A 21,050-nucleotide genomic window follows, 5' to 3' on the forward strand; every position below is an offset into this window, starting at 1 on the left:
CGGACCGCCGGCGTTCCCAAACCTCCAGCTCACACCTCCCTCCACAGCTCCCTTTCCGGCTCGCCGCCGGCGGTGGGCGGATCGATGCCCGTCAGCTCGCCGTCGAGCCGCACCCAGCGTGTGATGCCGATGCCGTGCAGGAACGGAAGATCGTGTCCGGCCACGATCAGCGCTCCCCGGTACGAGGCCAGGGCCGCCGTGAGCCGGCGCACGCTGGCCAGGTCCAGATTGTTCGTCGGCTCGTCGAGCATCAGCAGCTGCGGAGCGGGATCGGCGAGCATCAGCGCGGCGAGTGACGCGCGGAACCGTTCACCGCCCGAGAGGGTGCCGACCGGCTGGTCCGCGCGCCCGCCCCGGAAGAGGAAACGGGCCAGCCGCGCCCTGATCTGGTTGTCGGTCGCGCCGGGCGCGAAGCGGGCGACATTGCCCGCGACCGTCAGCTCGTCGTCGAGGAGGTCGAGCCGCTGCGGCAGGTACCGCATCGGCACGTGCGCCACCGCCTCGCCCGCCACCGGCTCCAGCTGCCCGGCGATCGTCCGCAGCAGAGTGGACTTGCCCGCCCCGTTGCGGCCCAGGAGCGCGATCCGTTCCGGGCCGTGCACGTCCAGGTCGGCGCGGGCGCCGTAGCGGACCTGCAGCCCGCGCAGGGTCAGTACGGTCCGGCCGGCGGGGACGGTGGTGTGCGGCAGGTCGATGCGGATCTCGTCGTCGTCCCTGACCGCCTCGACGGCCTCGTCGAAGCGCTCCTTGGCCTCCTCCAGCTTCTCGGTGTGCAGGATGCGGTGCTTGCCGGCAGAGACCTGGGCATCGCGCTTGCGCTGGTTCATCACGATCTTCGGCTCGCGCTTCTGGTCGGACATCTTCTGGCCGTAGCGGACCCGGTGGGCCAGCTTGACCCGGGCCTCGGCCAGGTCGCGCTTCTGCCGGCGCAGATCGGTCCCGGCCGCCCGCACCATCCGTTCCGCGGCCTCCTGCTCGACGGCGAGCGCCTCCTCGTACGCCGAGAAGTTCCCGCCGTACCAGTGCGTCTCGCCGCCGCGCAGATCGGCGATCCGGTCGACCAGCTCCAGCAGCTCCCGGTCGTGGCTGACCACGAGCAGCAGCCCGGACCAGGACGCGACGGCCTCATGGAGGCGGCGCCGGGCGTCCAGGTCCAGATTGTTGGTCGGCTCGTCGAGCAGCAGGACGTCCGGCCGGCGCAGCAGCAGCGCGGCCAGCCGCAGCAGCACCGACTCCCCGCCCGACACCTCGCCGATGGTGCGGTCGAGGGTGATGTGGCCGAGGCCGAGCTGGTCGAGGGTGGCGCGGGCGCGCTCCTCCACGTCCCAGTCGTCGCCGACCGCGGCGAAGTGCTCCTCGCTCGCGTCGCCGCCCTCGATCGCGTGCAGGGCGGCGCGGGCCACGTCGATGCCGAGCGCGGTGTCGACCCTGACGGACGTGTCGAGCGAGACGTTCTGCGGCAGGTAGCCGATCTCGCCGGAGACCTTCACCGTTCCCCCGGCCGGGCGTAGTTCACCGGCGATGAGCCGGAGCAGCGTCGACTTCCCCGAGCCGTTGAGTCCGATCAGGCCGGTGCGGCCGGGGCCGGCGGCGAAGTCGAACTCGTCGAGCACGGGGGTGCCGTCCGGCCAGGAGAAGGAGAGGCGGGAGCAGGTGATGGAAAGGGGGGTGAATGCCATGAGGGCCTCCTGGTTGCTGGATGAGAGGGCAACTGTGGAGACACCGGAACGCGACGCGGCTCAACCCCTGAGGGGGAGATGGAGTGGGTGATGACGCCCTGGCGGAACGGAAGGCGGGTCACTGCCGAGGTCGCACTCGGGCACGCGGGAATCCCCACGGGCACGGTGTCTCATGACCTCAGACGCGCAACGGCCTTCTCCAATCGACGACAACAGGGCCGAGAAAGACGTTACGCCGGGGGTCGGTGGGCGTGCAACGCCTTTTCTGACTGCCGGCCGGGCGGCCGGTGGGTCCCGTGGCCGGGGGTCGTGTGGCCGGGGTGCCTTCTTCCGTGACGGCGCGCGATGTGCTGAGGTGATGCCCATGGTTGACGACTCCGCATATCCCACGGTGCCGCTCCACCCCCACACGGTCCCCGCCCACGAGGCGGAGGCGCGCAGCCGCACCTTCCACGAGGTCATGGCGAGCCGACGGACCGTGCGGGACTTCTCCTCCCGGCCGATCCCGCAGGGCGTCGTCGAATGGGCGATCCGCACCGCGGCCACCGCCCCGAGCGGGGCGAACGTGCAGCCCTGGCGGTTCGTCGTCCTCACCGACCCGGAGCGCAAACGTGCCCTGCGCGAGGCGGCGGAGGCCGAGGAGCGCGAGTTCTACGAGCGCCGGGCCTCCGAGGAGTGGCTGGCGGCGCTCGCCCCGATCGGCACCGACTGGCACAAGCCGTTCCTCGAGGACGCCCCGGCCGTCATCGTCGTCTTCGAGGTCCACAAGGGCCCGGAATCGCCCCGGCCCTACTACACCAAGGAGTCGGTGGGGATCGCCGTCGGCCTGCTGCTGGCCTCGCTCCACCAGGCGGGCCTGGCCACCCTCACCCACACACCGAGCCCGATGCGCTTCCTGAACGACGTCTGCGACCGCCCTCCCGAGGAGCGCGCCTCGTACGTCATCCCGGTCGGCTACCCGGCGGAGGGCGCCCGGGTCCCGGACATCCACCGCAAGGACCTCGACCAGGTCGTGGTCCGGCTCTGACCGGTCAGGCCGGCTGTACCGGCTCCCGGGGAGCGCCGCGCGGATAATGATTTGGTCCTGCGTCCCCCACCGCGTAGGGTTGGGTTCACCGACGCGGGGTGGAGCAGCTCGGTAGCTCGCTGGGCTCATAACCCAGAGGTCGCAGGTTCAAATCCTGTCCCCGCTACTTACACAGCAGGCCCGGTGCGCAAGCACCGGGCCTGCTGCTTTGTCATGTGCCGGTTCCGGCCCGGCCGCCGGCGCCCGTCTGCTGCGGCGCAAATGAGGTGATCGGGAAGATCCGTTGGGATATACCGGACCGATGTATGAGCAGAGATCCGGTGCCGACCGATCGCCCGTCGTCCTCCATGTCCCGCACAGTTCACGGACGCTGACTCCCGCCGCCCGGAGGAGCGTTCTGCTGGACGACGCCGTGCTGTCGCGGGAGCTGGACCACATGACGGACGCCCATACCGATCTCATCGCCGGCCGGGCGGCGGACGGTGCCGCCGTCACGCCCTGGACGCACGCCAATCTGCTCTCGCGCCTCGTCGTCGACCCGGAGCGATTCCCCGACGAGCGGGAGGAGATGCGGGCCGTGGGCATGGGCGCGGTCTACACCGGCACCTCGCACCGCGGGCGGCTGCGCGACGACGACCCCGACCACGAACGGGAGCTGCTCGCCGAGCACTTCGACCCCTACGCGGCAGCCTTCACCGAGCTGATCGACGCCCGCCTCGCCGCCACCGGCCGCGCCGTCATCATCGATGTGCACTCGTACCCGTCCCGGCCGCTGCCCTACGAACTGCACGCGGCCGGCGCCCGCCCCGCGATCTGTCTGGGCACCGACGAGCACCACACCCCGCGCTGGCTGCTCGACGCCGCCCGCCGGGCCTTCGCGGAGTGCGGTGAGCTCGGCCTCAACACCCCGTTCGCGGGCTGCTACGTCCCGCTCAAGCACTACGGCCACCGCACCGAGGTGTCCGCGCTCATGATCGAGATCCGCCGGGACCTCTATATGAGCGAGCCGGGCGGAGCGCCCACCGGTGGTCTGTCCGCCGTGGTGCGGGCACTGACCGCGCTCGTCGACGCCGTCACGGAGCCGGCGGCCCGTCCAGCTCCTTGACGAGCCGCTTGGGGGCGATCACGCGATAGCTCTCCTCCGTCCAGTCCGACAACAGCTCCGCGGACGGGACGCCCTCGTCGAGCGGGATCCGGACCCAGCCCGCCTTGCCCAGGCCGTAGCCGGCCGGTTCGGCGCCGGGAGCGGTCATCGCGTGGGCGTGCACGTCCTCGTCCTTGAGCTTCACGGTGATGGCCGGCGGATAGCTGCCGTCCTCGACACCGAGGAAGATGAAGACCTTCTTGTTGACCTTGATGACGGACTCGCCCCAGGGGAACTCCTCGACCGCCTCCGGCAGCCGCAGGGCGAACGCGCGGACCTTCCCGCGGACGGCGAGCGGATCGTGGGCGCGGCGGGGCATGGCGACTCCAGGAGCTCGGCGGCGGACCGTGGCTGTCTGTGATCGATGGTAGGGCCGGGGTCCGACAGCCCGCCTGCCGTGCACGCCCACGCCCGTGATCACCCGCCGGAGCCGGTACGCCGGAGCCGGTAGGCCAGGGCCGGTAGGCCAGGGCCGGTACGCCGGCGGCAGCGGTGTCACGACCCCGGCGGCTGCTCCGGGCGGGTGTGGATGACGGTGTCCAGGATGCGTGACCACTGCCGGACGATGCCCGCGCGGCGAGCCGAGTCGTCACTGAGCAGGTTGGCCAGCCCGAGGCCGCGGGCCATGTCCAGGGTGGCCTGGACGGATTCCCGGACGCCCTCGACGGATTCGTCGGCGTCCAGGAACTCCACCGCGAGACGGTGTGCCTCGCGGCCTATCCGGGCCTCCAGGGCGTTGACCCGGGGCCGCAGCTGTTCCTCGTCCGCGGCCGCGACCCACAGGTGGAGGGCGGCGCGGAAGAGCGGGCCGGTGTAGACGCCGACGAGCATGTCGACGACGGCGCGGGTACGGGACTCACCGTCACGGGGCAGTGCGCGGGCCCGTTCCCGGACGGCGTCCAGCCACTCCTCCGCGACATGCTCGATCGCGGCGGTGAAGAGGTCCTCCCGGGTCGGGAAGTGGTGCTGGGCCGCGCCCCGGGTGACCCCGGCGCGTTCGGCCACGGCGGCGACCGTGCTGCCGCTCCAGCCGCGTTCCGCCAGACAGGAGACGGCCGCCTCCAGCAGCTTCCGCCGGGTGGCGCGGCTGCGGTCCTGCTTGGGGGCCCGGGTGGTCACCACGCCCATGACGGACTCCGGCGTTCGGCGAAGGACCGTATCCCCTCCGCCGCCTCGGGCGAGGCGAAGAGCCGGGCGGACTGTTCGGCCAGTGCCGCCGTGTCCCGGTCGAAGGTACGCAGCACCTCTGCGGTGGTGAGCCGTTTGGACTCGGCGAGACCCTGCGGCGAGGCGGCCCGCAGACCGTCCAGGATGCCGTCCAGCGCGTCGGCGGTCGCGCTCACCAGGCCGATCCGGACGGCCTCCGCCGCGTCGAAGACCTCGCCCGTCAGGTAGTAGCGGGCGGCCGCGCGCGGGTCGGTGCGCGGCAGGACGGTGAGCGAGATGACGGCCGGGGCCAGGCCTAGCCGCGCCTCGGTGAAGGCGAAGCTCGCTCCCTCGCCGGCCACCGATATGTCGCACGCCGCGAGCAGCCCGAGACCGCCGGCCCGTGCGTGGCCGGTGACCTCGGCGACCACGGGCTTGGGCGACTCGACGATGCTCCGCAGCAGCTCCGCCAGGCCGAGCGGCCCTCCGGCGGCCGGATCCTTGAGGTCGGCGCCCGCGCAGAACGTGCTCCCGGTGTGGGTGAGCAGGATCGCGCGGACGCCGGGGTCCTTGACCGCCTCGTCGAGCCCTTCGCGCAGCTCGGTGACCAGGCGGGCCGACAGGGCGTTGCGGTTGTGCGGCGAGTCCAGGGTGAGCAGGGCGATACCGCGCTGGTGGTCGCGGCGTACGAAGGGCGCGTCGGACACGATCGGTCTCCTCCATGCGGATCGGCAGGCCGCGGCGGGCCCGGCGGGACTCGTCGGGCCCAGAAGGACTCGGGGCCCCGGACTCGGTGTGCATCACCGTGAATGGGTGGATATCAGTATGACTTGGGCAGGCCCAGGGTGTGGTGCGAGACGAAGTTGAGGATCATCTCACGGCTGACCGGAGCGATCCGGCCCACGCGGGACGCGGTGAGCAGGGCGGCCAGCCCGTACTCGGTGGTGAGCCCGTTGCCGCCGAGTGTGTGCACGGCTTGGTCGACGGCCTTGGCCCCGGCCTCGGCGGCCGCGTACTTCGCCATGTTGGCGGCCTCGCCCGCCCCCATGTCGTCGCCCGCGTCATAGAGGTAGGCGGCCTTCTGCATCATCAGCCGGGCGAGTTCCAGCTCGATGTGGGCGACCGCGAGCGGGTGGGCTATCGCCTGGTGGGCGCCGATGGGGGACTGCCACACCTGGCGGGTGCGGGCGTACTCGACGGCCTTGTCCAGAGCGAACCGGCCCATGCCCAGCGAGAACGCGGCGGTCATGATCCGCTCCGGGTTGAGGCCCGCGAACAGCTGCAGCAGCCCGGCGTCCTCGTCGCCGACCAGGGCGTCGGCCGGCAGCCGCACATCGTCGAGGAAGAGCTGGAACTGCTTCTCGGGAGCGCCCAGTTCCATCTCTATCTGCCGGTATTCGAACCCCGGTGTCTCCCGGTCGACGATGAACAGACACGGCTTGAGCTTGCCGGTGCGCGCGTCCTCGGTGCGGCCGACGATGAGCGTGGCGTCCGCGATGTCCACACCCGAGATGAAGACCTTGCGCCCGGTCAGCAGCCAGTCGTCGCCGTCGCGGCGGGCGGTGGTGGTGATGCGGTGCGAGTTGGAGCCGGCCTCGGGCTCGGTGATCCCGAAGGCCATCCGCAGCGACCCGTCAGACAGCCCCGGCAGCCAGCGGCGCTTCTGTTCCTCGGTGCCGAAGCGGGCGATGACGGTGCCGCAGATGGCGGGGGAGACGATGAGCAGCAGCAGTGGGCAGCCGGCCGCGCCCAACTCCTCCAGCACTATGGAGAGTTCGGCCATGCCGCCGCCTCCTCCGCCGTACTCCTCGGGGAGGTTCACCCCGAGATAGCCGAGCGCGCCTGCCTCCCGCCACAGCTCGTCGGTCTGCTTCCCCGCGCGGACGGCCGCGGTGAAGTAGTCGCGGCCGTAGCGCCGGCCGAGATCCCCGACGGCGGCACGCAGGGCGCGCCGCTCGTCGCTTTCCAGGAGTGCGCTGTCGAAGGTGCCTTGGCTGGTGGTCATGGGCGTGCTTCCTCCTTGACGACGGCGAGTACGGCGCCGACGTCGACCTGACGGCCGACCTCGGCGTTCAGTGCGGTGAGCGTTCCCGAGGCGGGAGCGGTGATCCGGTGCTCCATCTTCATCGCCTCGAGCCAGAGCAGCGGGCGGCCCGCTTCGACGTGGTCGCCGACGGCGAATTCACCGATCCGGATGACGGTGCCGGGCATGGGAGCGAGCAGCGAGCCCGGCTCGGTGCCGCTGACCGGTTCCGGGAAGCGCGGTAGGGCGGTGAAGGCGAACGCGCCGAGTGCGCAGTCGACATGGACCCGGTCGCCGTAGACCGCCACGTCGAACGCGCGGCGTACCCCGTCCGCCTCCAGGACGACCTGGCCGCGTTCCGCGTGCAGCAGCCGCACCCCCGGATGGTCCGGGGCGTCCAGGCCGGAACGGGTGAGGCGGTACCGGACCTCGTACGGCTCGGCGCCGGGCACCGTCGCGTAGTTCTTGGTCTGCGGCTGGGAAGGGACGTTTCGCCAGCCGCCGAACGCGGAGCGGCCCGACGCGTCGGACAGCGCGGCGGCGAGCGCCGCCAGCCGTACGGGACCGGTGTCCGCGCCGTCGCCGGCCAGTACCGAGCTGTGCTGTTCCAGGAACGCGGTGGAGTGCCGGCCCGCCGCGAACTCCGGGTGCCGCAGCACGCGCACCAGCAGCTCCCGGTTGGTGACCGGGCCGTGCAGCCGGGCACGTTCCAGGGCGCGGGCGAGCAGCCGTACGGCCTCGTCCCGGGTGTCGGCCCAGGCGATGACCTTGGCGAGCATCGGGTCGTAGTGCACGCCGATGGTGTCGCCGCTCACCACCCCTGAGTCGAGCCGCAGTTCGGGCAGTTCGGGCAGCTCCATCCGGTGCAGGACGCCGGACTGCGGCTGCCAGCCGCGTGCCGGGTCCTCGGCGTACAGCCGGGCCTCGATCGCGTGGCCCTGCGGCGCGGGCGGCTCCGCCGGCAGCGCGGCGCCCTCGGCTATCCGCAGCTGGAGCTGTACGAGGTCGAGTCCAGTCACACATTCGGTGACCGGGTGTTCGACCTGGAGGCGGGTGTTCACCTCCAGGAAGAACGGACGGCCGCCCGGCGTCACCAGGAACTCGACGGTGCCGGCACCGGTGTAGCCGATCGCGCGGGCGGCCGCGGAGGCGGCGTCGTGCAGCGTACGGCGCAACTCGTCGCCGATGCCCGGCGCCGGGGTCTCCTCGATCACCTTCTGGTGCCGGCGCTGCACCGAACAGTCCCGTTCGCCGAGCGTCCACACCGTTCCATGGGTGTCCGCGAGGACCTGCACCTCGATATGCCGGCCCGTCTCCACGAACGGCTCGACGAAGACCTCACCGTCGCCGAAGGCCGAGGCCGCCTCGGCACGCGCCGCGGCCAACTCCTCGTCCAGCAGCGCGAGATCCCGCACGATCCGCATGCCGCGCCCGCCGCCGCCGGCCGCCGCCTTCACCAACACCGGGAGGTCGTCCGGACCGATCGACTCCGGCCGGAGACCGGTCAGCACCGGAACGGAGGCCGCCGACATGATGCTCTTGGCGCGGGTCTTGGACCCCATGGACTCGATCACGCCGGGGGACGGGCCGATCCAGACCAGCCCCGCGTCGAGCACGGCCTGGGCGAAGCCGGCGTTCTCGGAGAGGAAGCCGTATCCGGGGTGGACGGCGTCCGCACCCGCCGCCTTGGCGGCCGCGACGATCAGATCGCCGCGCAGATACGTGTCGGCGGGAGCGTTCCCCGGCAGGCGTACGGCGGTGTCGGCCTCCCGTACGTGCGGGGCGCCGGCGTCCGCGTCGGAGTACACCGCGACCGTGGCGATCCCCAGGTCACGGCAGGTGCGGAAGACCCGCCGGGCGATTTCGCCGCGGTTGGCCACCAGAACGGACTCGATCATCACTGCCCTCACATCCGGCATCACTGCCCTCACATCCGGAAGACGCCGAAGCCGCCACGCGCGCCCTCGACGGGCGCGCCGTGCAGGGCTGACAGGCACAGGCCGAGTACGGTCCGCGTGTCGCGCGGGTCGATGACGCCGTCGTCGTAGAGCCGTCCGGACAGGAACATCGGGAGCGACTCGGACTCGATCTGCTGCTCGACCATGGCGCGCAGCGCGGCGTCCGCCTCGTCGTCGTACGGCAGTCCCTTCGCCGCCGCCGACTGGCGGGCGACGATCGAGAGCACCCCGGCGAGCTGGGCGGGCCCCATCACGGCGGACTTGGCGCTGGGCCAGGCGAAGAGGAAGCGCGGGTCGAAGGCCCGGCCGCACATGCCGTAGTGGCCGGCGCCGTAGCTCGCGCCCATCAGGACCGACAGATGCGGGACCTTGGAGTTGGCGACCGCGTTGATCATCATGGCGCCGTGCTTGATGATCCCGGCCTGCTCGTACTCCTTGCCGACCATGTAGCCGGTGGTGTTGTGCAGGAAGAGCAGCGGGATGTCCCGCTGGTTGGCGAGCTGGATGAACTGCGCGGCCTTCTGCGATTCGGCGCTGAACAGCACGCCCTGCGCGTTGGCGAGGATCCCGACGGGGTAGCCGTGCACCTCGGCCCAGCCGGTGGCCAGGCTCGGCCCGTACAGCGGCTTGAACTCGTCGAACCGCGAGCCGTCGACGACGCGGGTGATCACCTCGCGGGGGTCGAAGGGCGTCCGCAGATCGCCGGGGACGATACCGAGCAGCTCGTCCTCATCGTGCAGCGGCGGTTCGACGGACGCCCGCGGGGCCGGGCCCTGCTTGCGCCAGTTGAGGCGGGAGACGACGCGGCGGGCGGTCCGCAGGGCGTCGGGCTCGTCGAGGGCGTAGTAGTCGGCGAGACCGGAGACCCGAGCGTGCATGTCGGCGCCGCCCAGCGACTCGTCGTCGCTCTCCTCGCCGGTCGCCATCTTGACCAGCGGCGGTCCACCGAGGAAGACCTTCGACCGGTCCTTGACCATGATCACGTGGTCGGACATGCCGGGGATGTACGCCCCGCCCGCGGTCGAGTTGCCGAAGACGACGGCGATGGTGGGGATCCCGGCGGCCGACAGCCGCGTCAGGTCCCGGAACAGCGCGCCGCCGGGTATGAAGATCTCCTTCTGGCTGGGGAGATCGGCGCCGCCGGACTCGACGAGGCTGATCACCGGCAGCCGGTTGGCGAAGGCGATCTCGTTGGCGCGCAGCGCCTTCTTCAGCGTCCACGGGTTGCTGGCGCCGCCGCGCACGGTCGGGTCGCTGGCGGTGATCAGACACTCGACGCCCTCCACGACGCCGATGCCCGTGACCAGCGAAGCGCCCACCGGGTAGTCGCTGCCCCAGGCGGCGAGCGGTGAGAGTTCGAGGAACGGGGTGTCCGGGTCGAGCAGCAGCTCGATGCGCTCGCGGGCGAGCAGCTTGCCGCGCTTGCGGTGCCGCTCCACGTACTTCGCTCCGCCGCCGTCGATCGCGGCGGTGTGCGCGGCGTCGACCTCCGCGAGCCGGGCGAGCATGGTCGCGCGGTTGGCCGTGTACTCCTCGTCCGCGGTGTCCAGGAGAGTCATGCGCCGGCCCCGTCCTCTTGCGCGGATGCGGCGTCCGCCGACTCCGGCGCATTCACGGATCGAGGAGGGTCCACCGGCCTCGGCCGGGTCGGGGACTGCGGTTCGCGACCCGGTCCTGCCGGTCCCGCGAAGGCCTGTGCGATCTCCAGCCAGCGGTCCGCGTCCTCCCCCTCGGCGCGTACGGCCAGGTCGTCGCGGTGCCTGCGCTGGGTGGCCAGCAGACAGAAGTCGATCATGGGACCCGTCACCCGCTGCTCGGCGTCCTCGGGCCCGTACGTCCACAGCTCGCCGTCGGGCGCCGTCAGTTCGACCCGGAACTCCTCGGCGGGCGGCTTCAGTCCCCGTACGAAGTACGCGTAGTCGCGGGCCCGCACACCGATCCGGGCCACGTGCCGCAGCCGCCCGGTCGGCTCGCGCCGGGCGTCCAGGGCGTCGGCGACGTCCTGGCCGTGCGCCCAGGTCTCCATCAGCCGCCCGGTGGCCATCGAGGCGGCGCTCATCGGGGGCCCGTACCAGGGGAAACGCGTGCCGGGCGGCTGAGCGGCCAGGGCGTCGAGGAGGGCCTGGCGGCCCGTGCGCCAGCGGTTCAGCAGCTCGGCCGGCGGCAGCGACGCGCCCTTGCGGGCCTCGTCGTCGACGAACGTCTCGAACGTCGCGGCGGCCCGCTCGGTCTCCCGGGCGAACGCCTCGGGGTCGGTCACCGAGATCAGGGCGACGCCGTCGGTCCAGGCGAGGTGGGCGATCTGGTGGGCGATCGTCCAGCCCTCGGCGGGGGTGGGCGCCGCCCAGCGGTCCGCCGGGAGCGGCGCCACCAGCCGGTCGAGGTCTTCGCTCTCGGCCCGCAGGTCGACGAGCACGGACAGTGGATCGGCCATGACCACCCCTTGTTGACACCCGGTCAGCAACGTTGTGGGTCAGAGACTGGCAGTGCCGCCAAGAACAATCAAGCGTGCATGCATGATTTTCTGGCCGCACACGAAAACCGCCCATCGCCCCCGCGCTGGTGCGCAGGGGCGATGGGCGGTGCGAGCAGTGTCGCGTTCGCGCGCTGATCCGAGAGGGGTGGCCGCTCGGCCGGGCGTCAGGAGGCGCGGGCCGCCCGTCGCGCATCGAGCGCGAGCTTGCGCTCGTCGAACTTCACGGCCTGGTCGTTGAGGCCGCCCATGAACATGCCGAGCTCTTCCTGTGCCCGCAGTCCGTCCGGGCTCAGGCCGCTGACCTCGAGGACCTTGAGGTGGCGCAGCACCGGCTGCAGCACGTCGTCGTGGTGGATGCGCAGGTTGTAGATGCCGCCGATGGCCATCCGGGCCGCCGCCCGCTCGAAGCCGGGCATGCCGTGACCGGGCATCCGGAACTGCACGACGACATCGCGGATGGCCTGCATCGTCAGGTCGGGAGCGAGCTGCAGTGCCGCCGCGAGCAGGTTGCGGTAGAAGACCATGTGCAGGTTCTCGTCGGTCGCGATCCGGGCCAGCATCCGGTCGCAGACCGGGTCCCCCGACTGGTGTCCGGTGTTGCGGTGCGAGACGCGGGTGGCCAGCTCCTGGAAGGCCACGTAGGCCACCGAGTGCAGCATGCTGTGCCGGTTGTCGGACTCGAAGCCCTCCGACATGTGCATCATGCGGAAGCGCTCCAGCTCGACCGGGTCCACGGCACGGCTGGTCAGCAGGTAGTCACGCATGACGATGCCGTGCCGGCCCTCTTCCGCGGTCCAGCGGTGCACCCAGGTGCCCCAGGCGCCGTCGCGGCCGAAGAGCGAGGCGATCTCGTGGTGGTAGCTCGGGAGGTTGTCCTCGGTGAGCAGGTTCACGACGAGCGCGATCCGGCCGATGTCGGTGACCTTGGACTGCTCGGGGGCCCAGGCCTCGCCGCCCATGATCCCGTCGAAGTTACGGCCGTCGCTCCACGGCACGTACTCGTGCGGCATCCATTCCTTGGCTACGGCGAGGTGACGGTTGAGCTCGGTCTCGACGACCTCTTCCAGGGCGTACAGCAGCCGCGCGTCACTCCATGTGTCCGATCCGGGACGGTGGGATTCGGTGATGGTCACGGTGGCTCCTGATGGCTGGCAAGGCACCTACGGGGACGTAAGTTACGCTACCGTAGGTTATGAGTCGCCGAAAAGGCAACCGTCGCCCCGCTGGGTGTATGGAACGACTACCGACAGATACGGAATGACTAGCTCCGCGCGGACAGCTCGCGCAGCCGCACGGACAAGCACGTGACGCAGCCCTCCAGCTTCTCGAATTCGCTGATGTCGACCAGCACCGGCCGGTATCCCAGGCCGCTCAGCAGCTCCGCGCTCCGGGGAGCGCTCGCGGCCATGAGCAGCACATTTCCGCCGAGGAGCACCACGTGTGACCCACCCTCCTCCGGCATCGGTCGGAAGTGCGTAAAGATGGCCGGATCGTCGACCAGTGGCGGATATCCGATGATCGTTCCGTCCGGCAGGGCCGTCACCGCCGATTTCAGGTGCAGCACCTTCTTCACCGGGACGCCGACCACCCGCGCGCCCAGCGGCTCGAAGGCCGCACGCAGCTGCCGCAGGCCCTCCGCGTTGGTGCGCCCGCCCTGGCCGACGTAGATGGTGTCCCCGACCTTCAGGACGTCGCCGCCCTCCAGCGTCCCGGGCTCCTGGATCCGCCGCACCGAGCAGCCGAGCGCGACCGCGGCCTCCTCGGCGCCGGCCGTCTCCGGGCGCCGTGTGGGGGCGCCGGGGCGCGAGATCAGCGCCACGTCCCGGAACACGACCATGGTGTCCTCGACGAACACCCCGTCCGGGCAGTCGTCCGCCGGGGCGGCCTCAGTGGTCTCCCAGCCGTGCTCGGCCAGGACGGCGGTGTAGCGCTCCCACTGCCGCAGCGCGAGGGCGGGATCGACGGGCGAGCGCTCGATGTGCGTGACCAGGCCCTCGGCCAGGCGCGGACCGGGACGGCGGACGATCGCCTTCTTGCTGGGCATATAGGATCTGCTCCCTGATGAGTGCCACTCTTGTTGCCAAGGATCTTGCCGCAGGACACGGGGACCGAGTCCTGTTCTCCGGCCTCGAACTCGTCGTCGCCCCCGGCGATGTGATCGGCCTGGTCGGTGCCAACGGCGCCGGCAAGTCGACGCTGCTGCGGCTGCTCGCCGGGCTCGACACCCCCGAGCAGGGTGTGCTGCGGCTGAGCCCGCCCAGCGCCGCCGTCGGCCATCTGCCGCAGGAGCCCGAGCGGCGTCCCGGGGAGACCGTACGGGACTTCCTCGCCCGCCGTACCGGCGTCGCCGCCGCGCAGAGCGCGCTCGACGCCGCCACCCAGGCCCTCGTCGACGAGGCTCCCGGCGCCGACGACGCGTACTCCACCGGCCTGGAGCGCTGGCTCGACCTCGGCGGCGCGGACCTGGAGGAGCGCTCCGAGGAGGTCGCCGCCTCGCTGGGGCTGGCCATCGGCCTCGACCAGCAGATGACCTCGCTCTCCGGCGGCCAGGCCGCCCGCGCCGGCCTCGCCTCGCTGCTCCTCAGCCGCTACGACGTGTTCCTGCTCGACGAGCCCACCAACGACCTGGACCTCGACGGCCTCGACCGGCTGGAGAAGTTCGTCAAGGGGCTCCGCGCCGGCACCGTCGTCGTCAGCCATGACCGCGAGTTCCTCAGCCGCACCGTCACCAAGGTCGTCGAACTCGACCTCGCCCAGCAGCAGGTGAACATCTACGGCGGCGGCTACGAGGCGTACCTGGAGGAGCGCGAGGTCGCCCGCCGGCACGCCCGCGAGGAGTACGACGAGTTCGCCGACAAGAAGTCCTCCCTCGAAGCGCGCGGACAGATGCAGCGCTCGTGGATGGACCAGGGTGTCAAGAACGCCCGCCGCAAGGCGACGGACAACGACAAGATCGGCCGCAAGTTCCGCAGCGAGGCGTCCGAGAAGCAGGCCGCGAAGGCCCGCCAGACGCAGCGCATGATCGAACGCCTCGACGTCGTCGAAGAGCCCCGCAAGGAGTGGGAGCTCAAGATGGAGATCGCCGCGGCGCCCCGGTCCGGGGCCGTGGTGGCGACGCTGCGCGGAGCCGAGGTCCGCCGCGGGGACTTCACGTTCGGCCCGGTGGACCTGCAGATCGACTGGGCGGACCGGGTCGCGATCACCGGCGCCAACGGCTCCGGCAAGTCCACGCTGCTTGCCGCGCTGCTCGGCCGGCTCCCGCTGGACGCCGGCAACGCGGCACTCGGCCCGGGCGTCGTCGTGGGCGAGGTGGACCAGGCCCGCGGACTGTTCTTCGGCGACGAACCGCTGATGGACGCGTTCTCGCTGTCGGTCCCCGACCTGGAGCCCGCCGACGTGCGGACGCTGCTCGCCAAGTTCGGCCTCAAGGCCGCGCACGTGCTGCGCCCCGCGGCGACGCTGTCGCCGGGGGAGCGGACCCGTGCCGCGCTGGCCCTGCTGCAGGCCCGCGGCGTCAATCTGCTGGTCCTCGACGAGCCGACCAACCACCTGGACCTGCCCGCGATCGAGCAGCTGGAGTCGGCGCTCGCCTCGTACAACGGCACGCTGCTGCTGGTCACGCACGACCGGCGGATGCTGGACGCGGTGAGCACCACGCGGCGCATCGAGGTCGCGGACGGCCGGGTCTCCGAAGCCTGATCCGGGCGGGGTTCCGCGCGGGGTCCGCCGCGCGGAACCGGAATGCCGTGGGCCACGTCCAACCCGTGACCGTTCAGGAACCGGGAGACCGGGAGGCCGTCGGATGCGCGTATGGGTAGGGGCAGTTGCCGTGGTGGCGCTGCTGAGTGCGGCCGGCTGCGGTGCGGATCATCCGTTGACGAACGACAAGAACAACGGGCTCCGCTGCGACTCCATCGTCGTGGGCGAGTCGTCGGACGGCACGCACATCTGCCTCGACGTGGGCAGCTCGGTACGCGTCTCGCTGCCGGGTGCCGGCTGGGGCCCGGTGACCACGTCCGGTGCCGGCCTGACCGAGATGTCCGCCGACACCTTCCGCGGCTCCTCCCGCGGCATCGTGAAGCTGACCGCCGCTCGGAAGGTCTGCCCCGCGCCTTCGGCGCCCGGCATGGTCTCCTGCCACGCCCTGCAGGCATGGACCGTGACGGTCGGCGTGCGGCAGCCATAGACACGGACCCGGACAGGCTGTGGGGGCCTGCCCGGGTCCGTCTGACGTCCTTCGACTTCCTTGCGGGACTACCTCAACCAGCCGTGGTTCAGCTGATGTTGAGGGCGGTGTCGTCGAGTACGAAGCTCGTCTGGAGGCTGGAGTCCTCGGTGCCGGTGAACGTGACCTTCACCGACTGCCCGGCGAAGGAGGAGAGGTCGAAGGACTTCTGCGCGTAGCCGGTGTTCTTGTTGAGGTTGGAGTACGTGGCCAGCGTGGTGGTGCCGGCCTTCACCGTCAGGTTGTCGTAGGCGGTGGAGGTGGTCGTCTCGGCGGTGTCGATGTGCACCCAGAACGTCAGGGTGGCGTGGCAGCCGCTGGGGACCGTCACCGTCTGGGCGAGCGAGTCGGTGTGGGTGGAGCCGTAGCCGTTGAGCCACGCCTTCCAGGAGCCGGAGTGGGCGGCCTCACTGGCGCTGTTGTCGACCACGCCGGCGGTGGCGGTCCAGGGACTGGCGGTGCCGGTCTCGAAGCCCGGGTTGCCGAAGAGCTGCGAGGTGCTGCAGCCGCCGCCGACCGGGTTGACGACCCAGGTGAAGGACGCGCTGCCGGTGGCGTTGGTGCCGTCCTTGGCGGTCACCGTCACGTTGTAGGTCCCGGCGGTGGTGGGCGTACCGCTGATCAGGCCGGTGGAGGGGTTGATCGTGACGCCCGGCGGAAGGCCGGTGGCGCTGTAGGTGAGGGTCTGTCCGCTGCCGGAGTCGGTGGCCTGGATCTGCAGGGAGACCGCGGTGTTGACGGTGCTCGACTGGCTGCCCGGGTTCGTCACGGTGACGGTGTTGCCGCCGGTCGAGCCGTTGGTGAAGGCGGCCGTGCCGTTGGGGGTGCCGAGACCGGTCGGGCCGTCGTAGCCGGCCTTGGCGGTGCACAGGTAGCTGCTGCCGCAGGAGCCGTTGGTGCCGGTGGTCACGTCGTTGAGCGACGAGGCGTGGGCGTAGGGGTACGAGGCCGGGGTGGTGCCCGCGGCCGGGGTGCCGGCGAGGGCGTAGACGGAGGCGATGATCGGCGCGGACGCGCTGGTGCCGCCGTACACGTTCCAGCCGCTCGCCTGGTAACTGTTGTAGACCGCGAGGCCGGTGGCCGGGTCGGCGACCGCCGAGACATCGGCGACGGTGCGCTTGGCACAGCCGGTGTCGGTCTGCCAGGAGGGCTTGGGGTCGTAGGCGGAGCAGCCGGAGCCGGCGCCGTCGCCGCTGGTGCTGCCCCAGACCTTCTCGGTCCAGCCGCGGGGGGTGCTGGAGCGGCTCAGCGAGGTGCCGCCGACCGCGGTGACGTACTGCGAGGCCGCCGGGTACTCGACGCCGTAGCCGCTGTCACCGGAGCTGACGGTGATCGCGACGCCGGGGTGGTTGAAGTACGAGGCGTCCGAGCTGGGGTCGGTGGAGTCCTCGCCGCCGCCGTAGCTGTTGGAGACGTACTTGGCGCCCATCGTGACCGCGCGGTTCACCGCGGCGCCCAGGTCCTCCATGGACGCCGTGGCCGCCTCGACGAGCAGGATGTGGCACTGCGGGCAGACGGCGCTGACCATGTCGACGTCGAGCGAGATCTCGCCCGCCCAGCCGGCGTCGGCCGGCGGGTAGCTGGTGCCGCCGTTCTGGTCGACCTTCTTGAAGCACCCGTTGGCGGTGGTGCAGGCCGGCAGGCCGTACGTGCTGCGATACGAACCGAGGTCCGCCTCGGCCTTGGGGTCGTCGTTGGCGTCGATGATCGCGACGGTCGCACCGGCACCGGCCGAAGGCAGGGCGTATGCGCTCTGCAGGTCAGTGGGGCCGTAGCCGGACGGGAGCGCGTTCGGGGCGAGGGTCAGGTGCTGGACCAGGTCGGTGCGGGCGAGTGCGTGACAGGCCATGTAGCCGGCCTGGGTGGGCTCCGAGCAGAGCCGCTCGGTGTGGGCGGTGGAGCTGCTCGCCGCGGCCGGGGCGGCCGTTGTGGGGGCGGCCGACGCGGTGGCCGGGCCGGCGACGGCCAGCATGCCGACGGAGGCCAGGGCCGCCGCCGACAGGACGGCGGTGACGCCGCGACGGGTGAGGCGTCCGGCGCGGGTGGGGGTTCTCGATGGCAATGAACAGCCCTCCATGGGGGGATCGGTCCCGGCGGCGGGCAACCGTCCACGGCAGTGTCATGGTCATGACACTGCCTGATGAAGAGAACGCCGCAGGGCTTCGCGTGGCGCACGTTCATTGGAGAGGAATGCGGCGGCGAGGGTGACGCCAACGCTGGGGGAACAACTGCCACCCCGTTCAGTGGTGGCCAACGCTGAACGTAGTGACACCTGCCCCAAGGGACTACCGGGCAATGGCAAAGTCTTCCTTTCGGTGGGTGATCCCGGGCGTATAGCTTGAGCGCTCATGGAGTTCGAAGAGGGTCCGGTCAACGACCTTGTGGCGCTGGGGCTCGCGCGGTACGAGGCACGCGTCTACCTCGCGCTCGTCAGACGCGAGTCGTACACCGCGGCGGAGGTGGCCCGCGAGGCGGACGTTCCCCGGCAGCGGGTCTACGACGTCCTCGACGCGCTCGTGCGCCGACGGCTCGCCGTCGCACGGCCCGGCCGGGTGGCGACGTTCTCCGCGATCGCGCCGGAACTGGCGATCGCCCGGCTGATGGCCCTTCAGCGGGAGTCGCTGGAACGGCTGGACCGGGTCTCGGCCGGGCTCGCCTCCGCGCTGCTGCCGATCTGGACCGACGGGCGCACGCACACCGATCCGCTCGACTACATCGAGGTGCTGCGCGACCCGAAGGTGATCGCCGAGCGTTTCGCGGACATCCAGGAGCAGGCCGGCCACGAGCTGCTCAGCTTCTGCAAGCCGCCCTTCGTCGCCCCCGCCGCCAACACCGAGGGCATCAAGGTCGTCCGCAGACTGCGCAAGGCCGGGGGAACGGTCCGGGCGATCTACACGCACGACGCGCTCGGCGACGCGGAAGTCCTGGAGAACGTCCGCCGGTTCGGCGAGGCGGGGGAGGAGGCGCGGTTCGCCGCCGAACTGCCGATGAAGCTGATCATCGCGGACGCCTCGCTGGTGCTGTGCGACATGCCCGACCCGGTGGCCGGAACCGGCTCCACCACCGCGCTCTTCATCGAGCACCCGGCCCTCGCGGGCTGTCTGCGCCTCGCCTTCCTGACCGTATGGGGGAGCGCCGAGACCCGGCCCATGGATCCGCCGTCGTGAGCAGTGCGGGGTTCCGACCGGGCTGGGGCGGCTCGGCCGGCGTGGGCGGCGCCGCCCGGCCGGGGTGGCCGGGACGCGTTCGGTCGCGCGTCACGGGAGTTAAAGTGGCCGCGTGGCCGTGTTCCTGCTCGGAGTCGGTGCCGCCTGCTGCCTCGGACTGGGTTTCGTACTGCAGCAGCGCGCGGCGCAGCGTGCCCCGCTCGCGGACTTCCTCTCCTTCCGACTCCTCCTCGATCTGATCAGGATGCCCCAGTGGCTGCTGGGCATGGCACTCATGATCGGCGGCCAGGTGCTCGGGGCGCTGGCCCTGGCGCGCGGCGAGGTGTCCCTCGTCGAACCGCTCCTCGCGACGAATCTGCTGTTCGCCCTGGCGCTGTCCAGATGGCTGTCGGGGCAGCCGCTGGGCCGGAGCGGCTGGGCGGGAGTCGCCCTGCTGGCCCTCGGCGTGACGGCGTTCATCGTCGCCGGGCAGCCGGCCGGCGGCGGCCCGGAGGCGGGAGCGTTGCGCCACTGGCTGGTGCTGGGGATCGTCGTCGGGCTCGCGCTGCTGCTGGTGGCCTGTGCCAAACGGCTGCCCGCCTCGTCCGAGGCGACCCTGCTGGCGCTGGCGGCCGGCCTGCTCTACGGGCTGCAGGACGCGCTGACGCGGATCTGCGGTGAGTTGGCCCGGGAGGACGGCGTCCAGATACTGGCGGTGCACTGGCAGCCGTACGTGGTCGCGGCGATCGGGCTCACCGGACTCGTCCTCGTCCAGAGCGCCTTCGAGACCGCCCCGCTGCGGATGTCGCTGCCCGCGCTGACGGCCGCACAGCCACTGGCGGGCATCGCCTGCGGCATCGGCTTCCTCGGGGACCGGCTGCGGGTGACACCCGGGGCGCTGGCCTGGGAGGCGGCCGGGCTCGCGGCGATCACGGTGGGGGTGGTGCTGCTGGGACGGCACCCGGCGATGCCGTGCGCGCAGTCCGACGGCCAGCCGGAGAAGGAATCCACGACGAGCGCGAGCTGAGGGTCGAGCCGTTCTGGCGGCCGAGTACGCGCCCGAACTGGTCGACGTCGCAGTTTCGCAGGGGCTCTCAGGCCCGGTCCCAGCCGGCTTCGACCCCGAGGAACCGCCCCAGATCGGCGACCTCGGCCTCGATGCCGCGCACGACGACGGCGTCGAGCGGCGGCCGGAACGGGTCGACGCGGACGGTGAGCCGGTCGCCGCTACCCCGCTCGTGCCGCCAGACGCCGACCACCTCGCCGTCCAGCAGCACGCACGGGGTGAGGAACCCGCCGCCGGTCGCGACGAGACGGGCGAAGGACGGGTCCAGCAGCAGATCCCGGTCGTGGTAGCCGAGCAGATACGGGTCGAAGTGCCCGATCAGCCGGACGGACGGGTTCGGCGGCCGTGGCGCGTCCGTGCCGGCCCCCACCCACAGCGGGCCGTCCGGTCCCGCGATCTCCGCCAGGTACTCCCCGGCCGCCTGGAACCCGCGCCGTGCCTGGCCGGCCGGCAGCCCCGACCACTTGGCGAAGTCCTTGTCGGTCGCGGGTCCGTAGGCGGACACGTACCGCTCGGCGAGCGCGGCCAGGGCCTCGGTCCCCGACAGGTCCGGCCCGGCGACGCCGTCGAGCCACTCCTCGCGCAGGACATAAGTCGACTTGTCACCGTCGGCCTCGGGTCCCCGGCACACCAGGCCCGTCGCCGCCGCGTACAGCATCAGATGGGCCGGCGCCTGGCTGCGCGGATCCAGGGTGAGGCCGAGCTCGCCGAGGCCGCGCACGATGTCGTCGCGGAGCATCGGCGGGCGCCCGGCCAGCACCTTCTCCAGCGCGGGAAGCGCGCGGGCGCAGGTCTCCTCGTCCAGACCGAGCCGCAGTCGTCTGCCGCGCTGCGCGGCGGTGGCACGCGGGCCCAGTAGCGACGTCATCCAGCGCACGTCCGCCGCCGGGACGGCGTGCAGGGTGCCGCGCATCAGCCACGTACGGACCAGCGACCGGTCACCGGCGCCGCACGCCGCGTCGACGTCCCCGGCGGTGAGCCCCGAGGTCCTGGCGCGTACCTGCAACCGGCACGCCTTGGCGTCCTGCGCCTGCAGCGCGCCGGCCCGGCGCGCCGCCTCGACGACCCCGGCCCCGTCGCGCGGGCCGGCCAGCCCCTGCGCATGCACGCGCCAGGACCGCACCTGGGCGGGCGTCAGTTCCGGCATGGACCCCATCCTG

The 21,050-nt window shown here is 71.8% G+C and carries 18 protein-coding genes and 1 tRNA gene; 7 read left to right on the plus strand and 12 right to left on the minus strand.

Features of this window, described 5'->3' with window-relative positions:
* Positions 1–29: 29 nt before the first annotated feature.
* A complete protein-coding gene (locus tag C8250_RS33430; protein WP_138355737.1) occupies positions 30–1,679 on the minus strand; it encodes an ABC-F family ATP-binding cassette domain-containing protein in 1,650 nt (549 codons plus the stop codon).
* A gap of 358 nt (positions 1,680–2,037) precedes the next feature.
* Here C8250_RS33430 and C8250_RS33435 point away from each other — a divergent pair, with 358 nt between their 5' ends.
* The 3 genes from C8250_RS33435 (at position 2,038) to C8250_RS33445 (ending at position 3,811) form a co-directional block, all read left to right on the plus strand.
* Complete coding sequence (locus C8250_RS33435) at positions 2,038–2,706, plus strand: nitroreductase family protein (RefSeq protein ID WP_138355738.1); 669 nt, start codon at positions 2,038–2,040, stop codon at positions 2,704–2,706.
* Positions 2,707–2,798: 92 nt separating this feature from the next.
* A tRNA-Met gene (locus tag C8250_RS33440) sits at positions 2,799–2,872 on the plus strand.
* Positions 2,873–3,007: 135 nt separating this feature from the next.
* Entirely contained in the window at positions 3,008–3,811 is an 804-nt protein-coding gene (locus C8250_RS33445) for an N-formylglutamate amidohydrolase (protein ID WP_138355739.1), read from the plus strand.
* On the opposite strand, the gene C8250_RS33450 is transcribed toward C8250_RS33445, so the two are convergent.
* The 9 genes from C8250_RS33450 to ddaH all read right to left on the minus strand — a co-directional run bounded on the left by C8250_RS33450 (position 3,780) and on the right by ddaH (position 13,497).
* On the minus strand, positions 3,780–4,169 hold the full coding sequence (locus C8250_RS33450) for an MmcQ/YjbR family DNA-binding protein (protein WP_138355740.1): 390 nt from the start codon (positions 4,167–4,169) through the stop codon (positions 3,780–3,782). The two genes, C8250_RS33445 and C8250_RS33450, sit on opposite strands and share 32 nt — an antisense overlap.
* A 176-nt stretch (positions 4,170–4,345) precedes the next feature.
* Positions 4,346–4,978 (minus strand): TetR/AcrR family transcriptional regulator, encoded by a 633-nt coding sequence (locus tag C8250_RS33455; protein WP_138355741.1) that lies wholly within the window; start codon positions 4,976–4,978, stop codon positions 4,346–4,348.
* Positions 4,966–5,703: an enoyl-CoA hydratase family protein gene (locus C8250_RS33460; RefSeq protein ID WP_138355742.1), complete on the minus strand. Its 738-nt coding sequence runs from the start codon at positions 5,701–5,703 to the stop codon at positions 4,966–4,968. Before C8250_RS33460 ends, C8250_RS33455 begins: the two co-directional genes overlap by 13 nt.
* A 113-nt stretch (positions 5,704–5,816) precedes the next feature.
* Positions 5,817–7,001: an acyl-CoA dehydrogenase family protein gene (locus C8250_RS33465; protein ID WP_138355743.1), complete on the minus strand. Its 1,185-nt coding sequence runs from the start codon at positions 6,999–7,001 to the stop codon at positions 5,817–5,819.
* The gene (locus C8250_RS33470; RefSeq protein ID WP_138355744.1) at positions 6,998–8,917 is read right to left on the minus strand and encodes a biotin carboxylase N-terminal domain-containing protein; all 1,920 of its coding nucleotides are present in this window, start codon (positions 8,915–8,917) and stop codon (positions 6,998–7,000) included. Before C8250_RS33470 ends, C8250_RS33465 begins: the two co-directional genes overlap by 4 nt.
* Positions 8,918–8,946: 29 nt before the next feature.
* On the minus strand, positions 8,947–10,536 hold the full coding sequence (locus C8250_RS33475; RefSeq protein ID WP_138355745.1) for a carboxyl transferase domain-containing protein: 1,590 nt from the start codon (positions 10,534–10,536) through the stop codon (positions 8,947–8,949).
* Positions 10,533–11,411, minus strand: a complete 879-nt coding sequence (locus C8250_RS33480; protein ID WP_138355746.1) for a TIGR03084 family metal-binding protein — start codon at positions 11,409–11,411, stop codon at positions 10,533–10,535. The genes C8250_RS33475 and C8250_RS33480 overlap by 4 nt, the downstream gene beginning before the upstream one ends.
* A gap of 206 nt (positions 11,412–11,617) precedes the next feature.
* Complete coding sequence (locus C8250_RS33485) at positions 11,618–12,586, minus strand: acyl-ACP desaturase (RefSeq protein WP_138355747.1); 969 nt, start codon at positions 12,584–12,586, stop codon at positions 11,618–11,620.
* Positions 12,587–12,714: 128 nt separating this feature from the next.
* The gene (gene ddaH / locus C8250_RS33490; RefSeq protein ID WP_138355748.1) at positions 12,715–13,497 is read right to left on the minus strand and encodes a dimethylargininase; all 783 of its coding nucleotides are present in this window, start codon (positions 13,495–13,497) and stop codon (positions 12,715–12,717) included.
* A 17-nt stretch (positions 13,498–13,514) separates the two neighbouring features.
* Here ddaH and C8250_RS33495 point away from each other — a divergent pair, with 17 nt between their 5' ends.
* Together C8250_RS33495 and C8250_RS33500 are read left to right on the plus strand one after the other, a co-directional pair.
* Positions 13,515–15,152 carry an ABC-F family ATP-binding cassette domain-containing protein gene (locus C8250_RS33495; RefSeq protein ID WP_138355749.1) on the plus strand — a complete coding sequence of 546 codons (1,638 nt, stop codon included), beginning with the start codon at positions 13,515–13,517 and terminating at the stop codon, positions 15,150–15,152.
* 103 nt (positions 15,153–15,255) lie between these two features.
* Positions 15,256–15,639 (plus strand): hypothetical protein, encoded by a 384-nt coding sequence (locus C8250_RS33500; protein WP_138355750.1) that lies wholly within the window; start codon positions 15,256–15,258, stop codon positions 15,637–15,639.
* Positions 15,640–15,727: 88 nt separating this feature from the next.
* Here the strand turns inward: C8250_RS33500 and C8250_RS33505 are convergent, their stop codons facing one another.
* Entirely contained in the window at positions 15,728–17,650 is a 1,923-nt protein-coding gene (locus C8250_RS33505) for a putative Ig domain-containing protein (protein ID WP_232485555.1), read from the minus strand.
* A 376-nt stretch (positions 17,651–18,026) separates the two neighbouring features.
* Between C8250_RS33505 and C8250_RS33510 the strand changes: the two genes are divergently transcribed.
* Both C8250_RS33510 and C8250_RS33515 read left to right on the plus strand, forming a co-directional pair.
* Positions 18,027–18,845: a helix-turn-helix domain-containing protein gene (locus C8250_RS33510; RefSeq protein WP_138355752.1), complete on the plus strand. Its 819-nt coding sequence runs from the start codon at positions 18,027–18,029 to the stop codon at positions 18,843–18,845.
* 112 nt (positions 18,846–18,957) lie between these two features.
* Positions 18,958–19,851 carry a DMT family transporter gene (locus C8250_RS33515; RefSeq protein WP_138355753.1) on the plus strand — a complete coding sequence of 298 codons (894 nt, stop codon included), beginning with the start codon at positions 18,958–18,960 and terminating at the stop codon, positions 19,849–19,851.
* Between the two features lie 67 nt (positions 19,852–19,918).
* On the opposite strand, the gene C8250_RS33520 is transcribed toward C8250_RS33515, so the two are convergent.
* Positions 19,919–21,037: a winged helix DNA-binding domain-containing protein gene (locus C8250_RS33520; protein ID WP_187145070.1), complete on the minus strand. Its 1,119-nt coding sequence runs from the start codon at positions 21,035–21,037 to the stop codon at positions 19,919–19,921.
* Positions 21,038–21,050 lie beyond the last annotated feature (13 nt).

The organism is Streptomyces sp. So13.3 (genome assembly GCF_005860785.2).
GTDB lineage: Bacteria > Actinomycetota > Actinomycetes > Streptomycetales > Streptomycetaceae > Actinacidiphila > Actinacidiphila fildesensis.

Excerpts from the sequence above, each read along its gene's own strand:
- C8250_RS33500 (WP_138355750.1), top strand. The coding sequence starts at position 15,256 with ATGCGCGTATGGGTAGGGGCAGTTGCCGTGGTGGCGCTGCTGAGTGCG.
- C8250_RS33470 (WP_138355744.1), bottom strand. The coding sequence starts at position 8,917 with ATGATCGAGTCCGTTCTGGTGGCCAACCGCGGCGAAATCGCCCGGCGG.
- C8250_RS33520 (WP_187145070.1), bottom strand. The coding sequence starts at position 21,037 with ATGCCGGAACTGACGCCCGCCCAGGTGCGGTCCTGGCGCGTGCATGCG.
- C8250_RS33510 (WP_138355752.1), top strand. The coding sequence starts at position 18,027 with ATGGAGTTCGAAGAGGGTCCGGTCAACGACCTTGTGGCGCTGGGGCTC.
- C8250_RS33450 (WP_138355740.1), bottom strand. The coding sequence starts at position 4,169 with ATGCCCCGCCGCGCCCACGATCCGCTCGCCGTCCGCGGGAAGGTCCGC.
- C8250_RS33455 (WP_138355741.1), bottom strand. The coding sequence starts at position 4,978 with ATGGGCGTGGTGACCACCCGGGCCCCCAAGCAGGACCGCAGCCGCGCC.
- C8250_RS33445 (WP_138355739.1), top strand. The coding sequence starts at position 3,008 with ATGTATGAGCAGAGATCCGGTGCCGACCGATCGCCCGTCGTCCTCCAT.
- C8250_RS33505 (WP_232485555.1), bottom strand. The coding sequence starts at position 17,650 with ATGCTGGCCGTCGCCGGCCCGGCCACCGCGTCGGCCGCCCCCACAACG.
- C8250_RS33480 (WP_138355746.1), bottom strand. The coding sequence starts at position 11,411 with ATGGCCGATCCACTGTCCGTGCTCGTCGACCTGCGGGCCGAGAGCGAA.
- C8250_RS33495 (WP_138355749.1), top strand. The coding sequence starts at position 13,515 with ATGAGTGCCACTCTTGTTGCCAAGGATCTTGCCGCAGGACACGGGGAC.
- ddaH (WP_138355748.1), bottom strand. The coding sequence starts at position 13,497 with ATGCCCAGCAAGAAGGCGATCGTCCGCCGTCCCGGTCCGCGCCTGGCC.
- C8250_RS33430 (WP_138355737.1), bottom strand. The coding sequence starts at position 1,679 with ATGGCATTCACCCCCCTTTCCATCACCTGCTCCCGCCTCTCCTTCTCC.
- C8250_RS33475 (WP_138355745.1), bottom strand. The coding sequence starts at position 10,536 with ATGACTCTCCTGGACACCGCGGACGAGGAGTACACGGCCAACCGCGCG.
- C8250_RS33465 (WP_138355743.1), bottom strand. The coding sequence starts at position 7,001 with ATGACCACCAGCCAAGGCACCTTCGACAGCGCACTCCTGGAAAGCGAC.
- C8250_RS33435 (WP_138355738.1), top strand. The coding sequence starts at position 2,038 with ATGCCCATGGTTGACGACTCCGCATATCCCACGGTGCCGCTCCACCCC.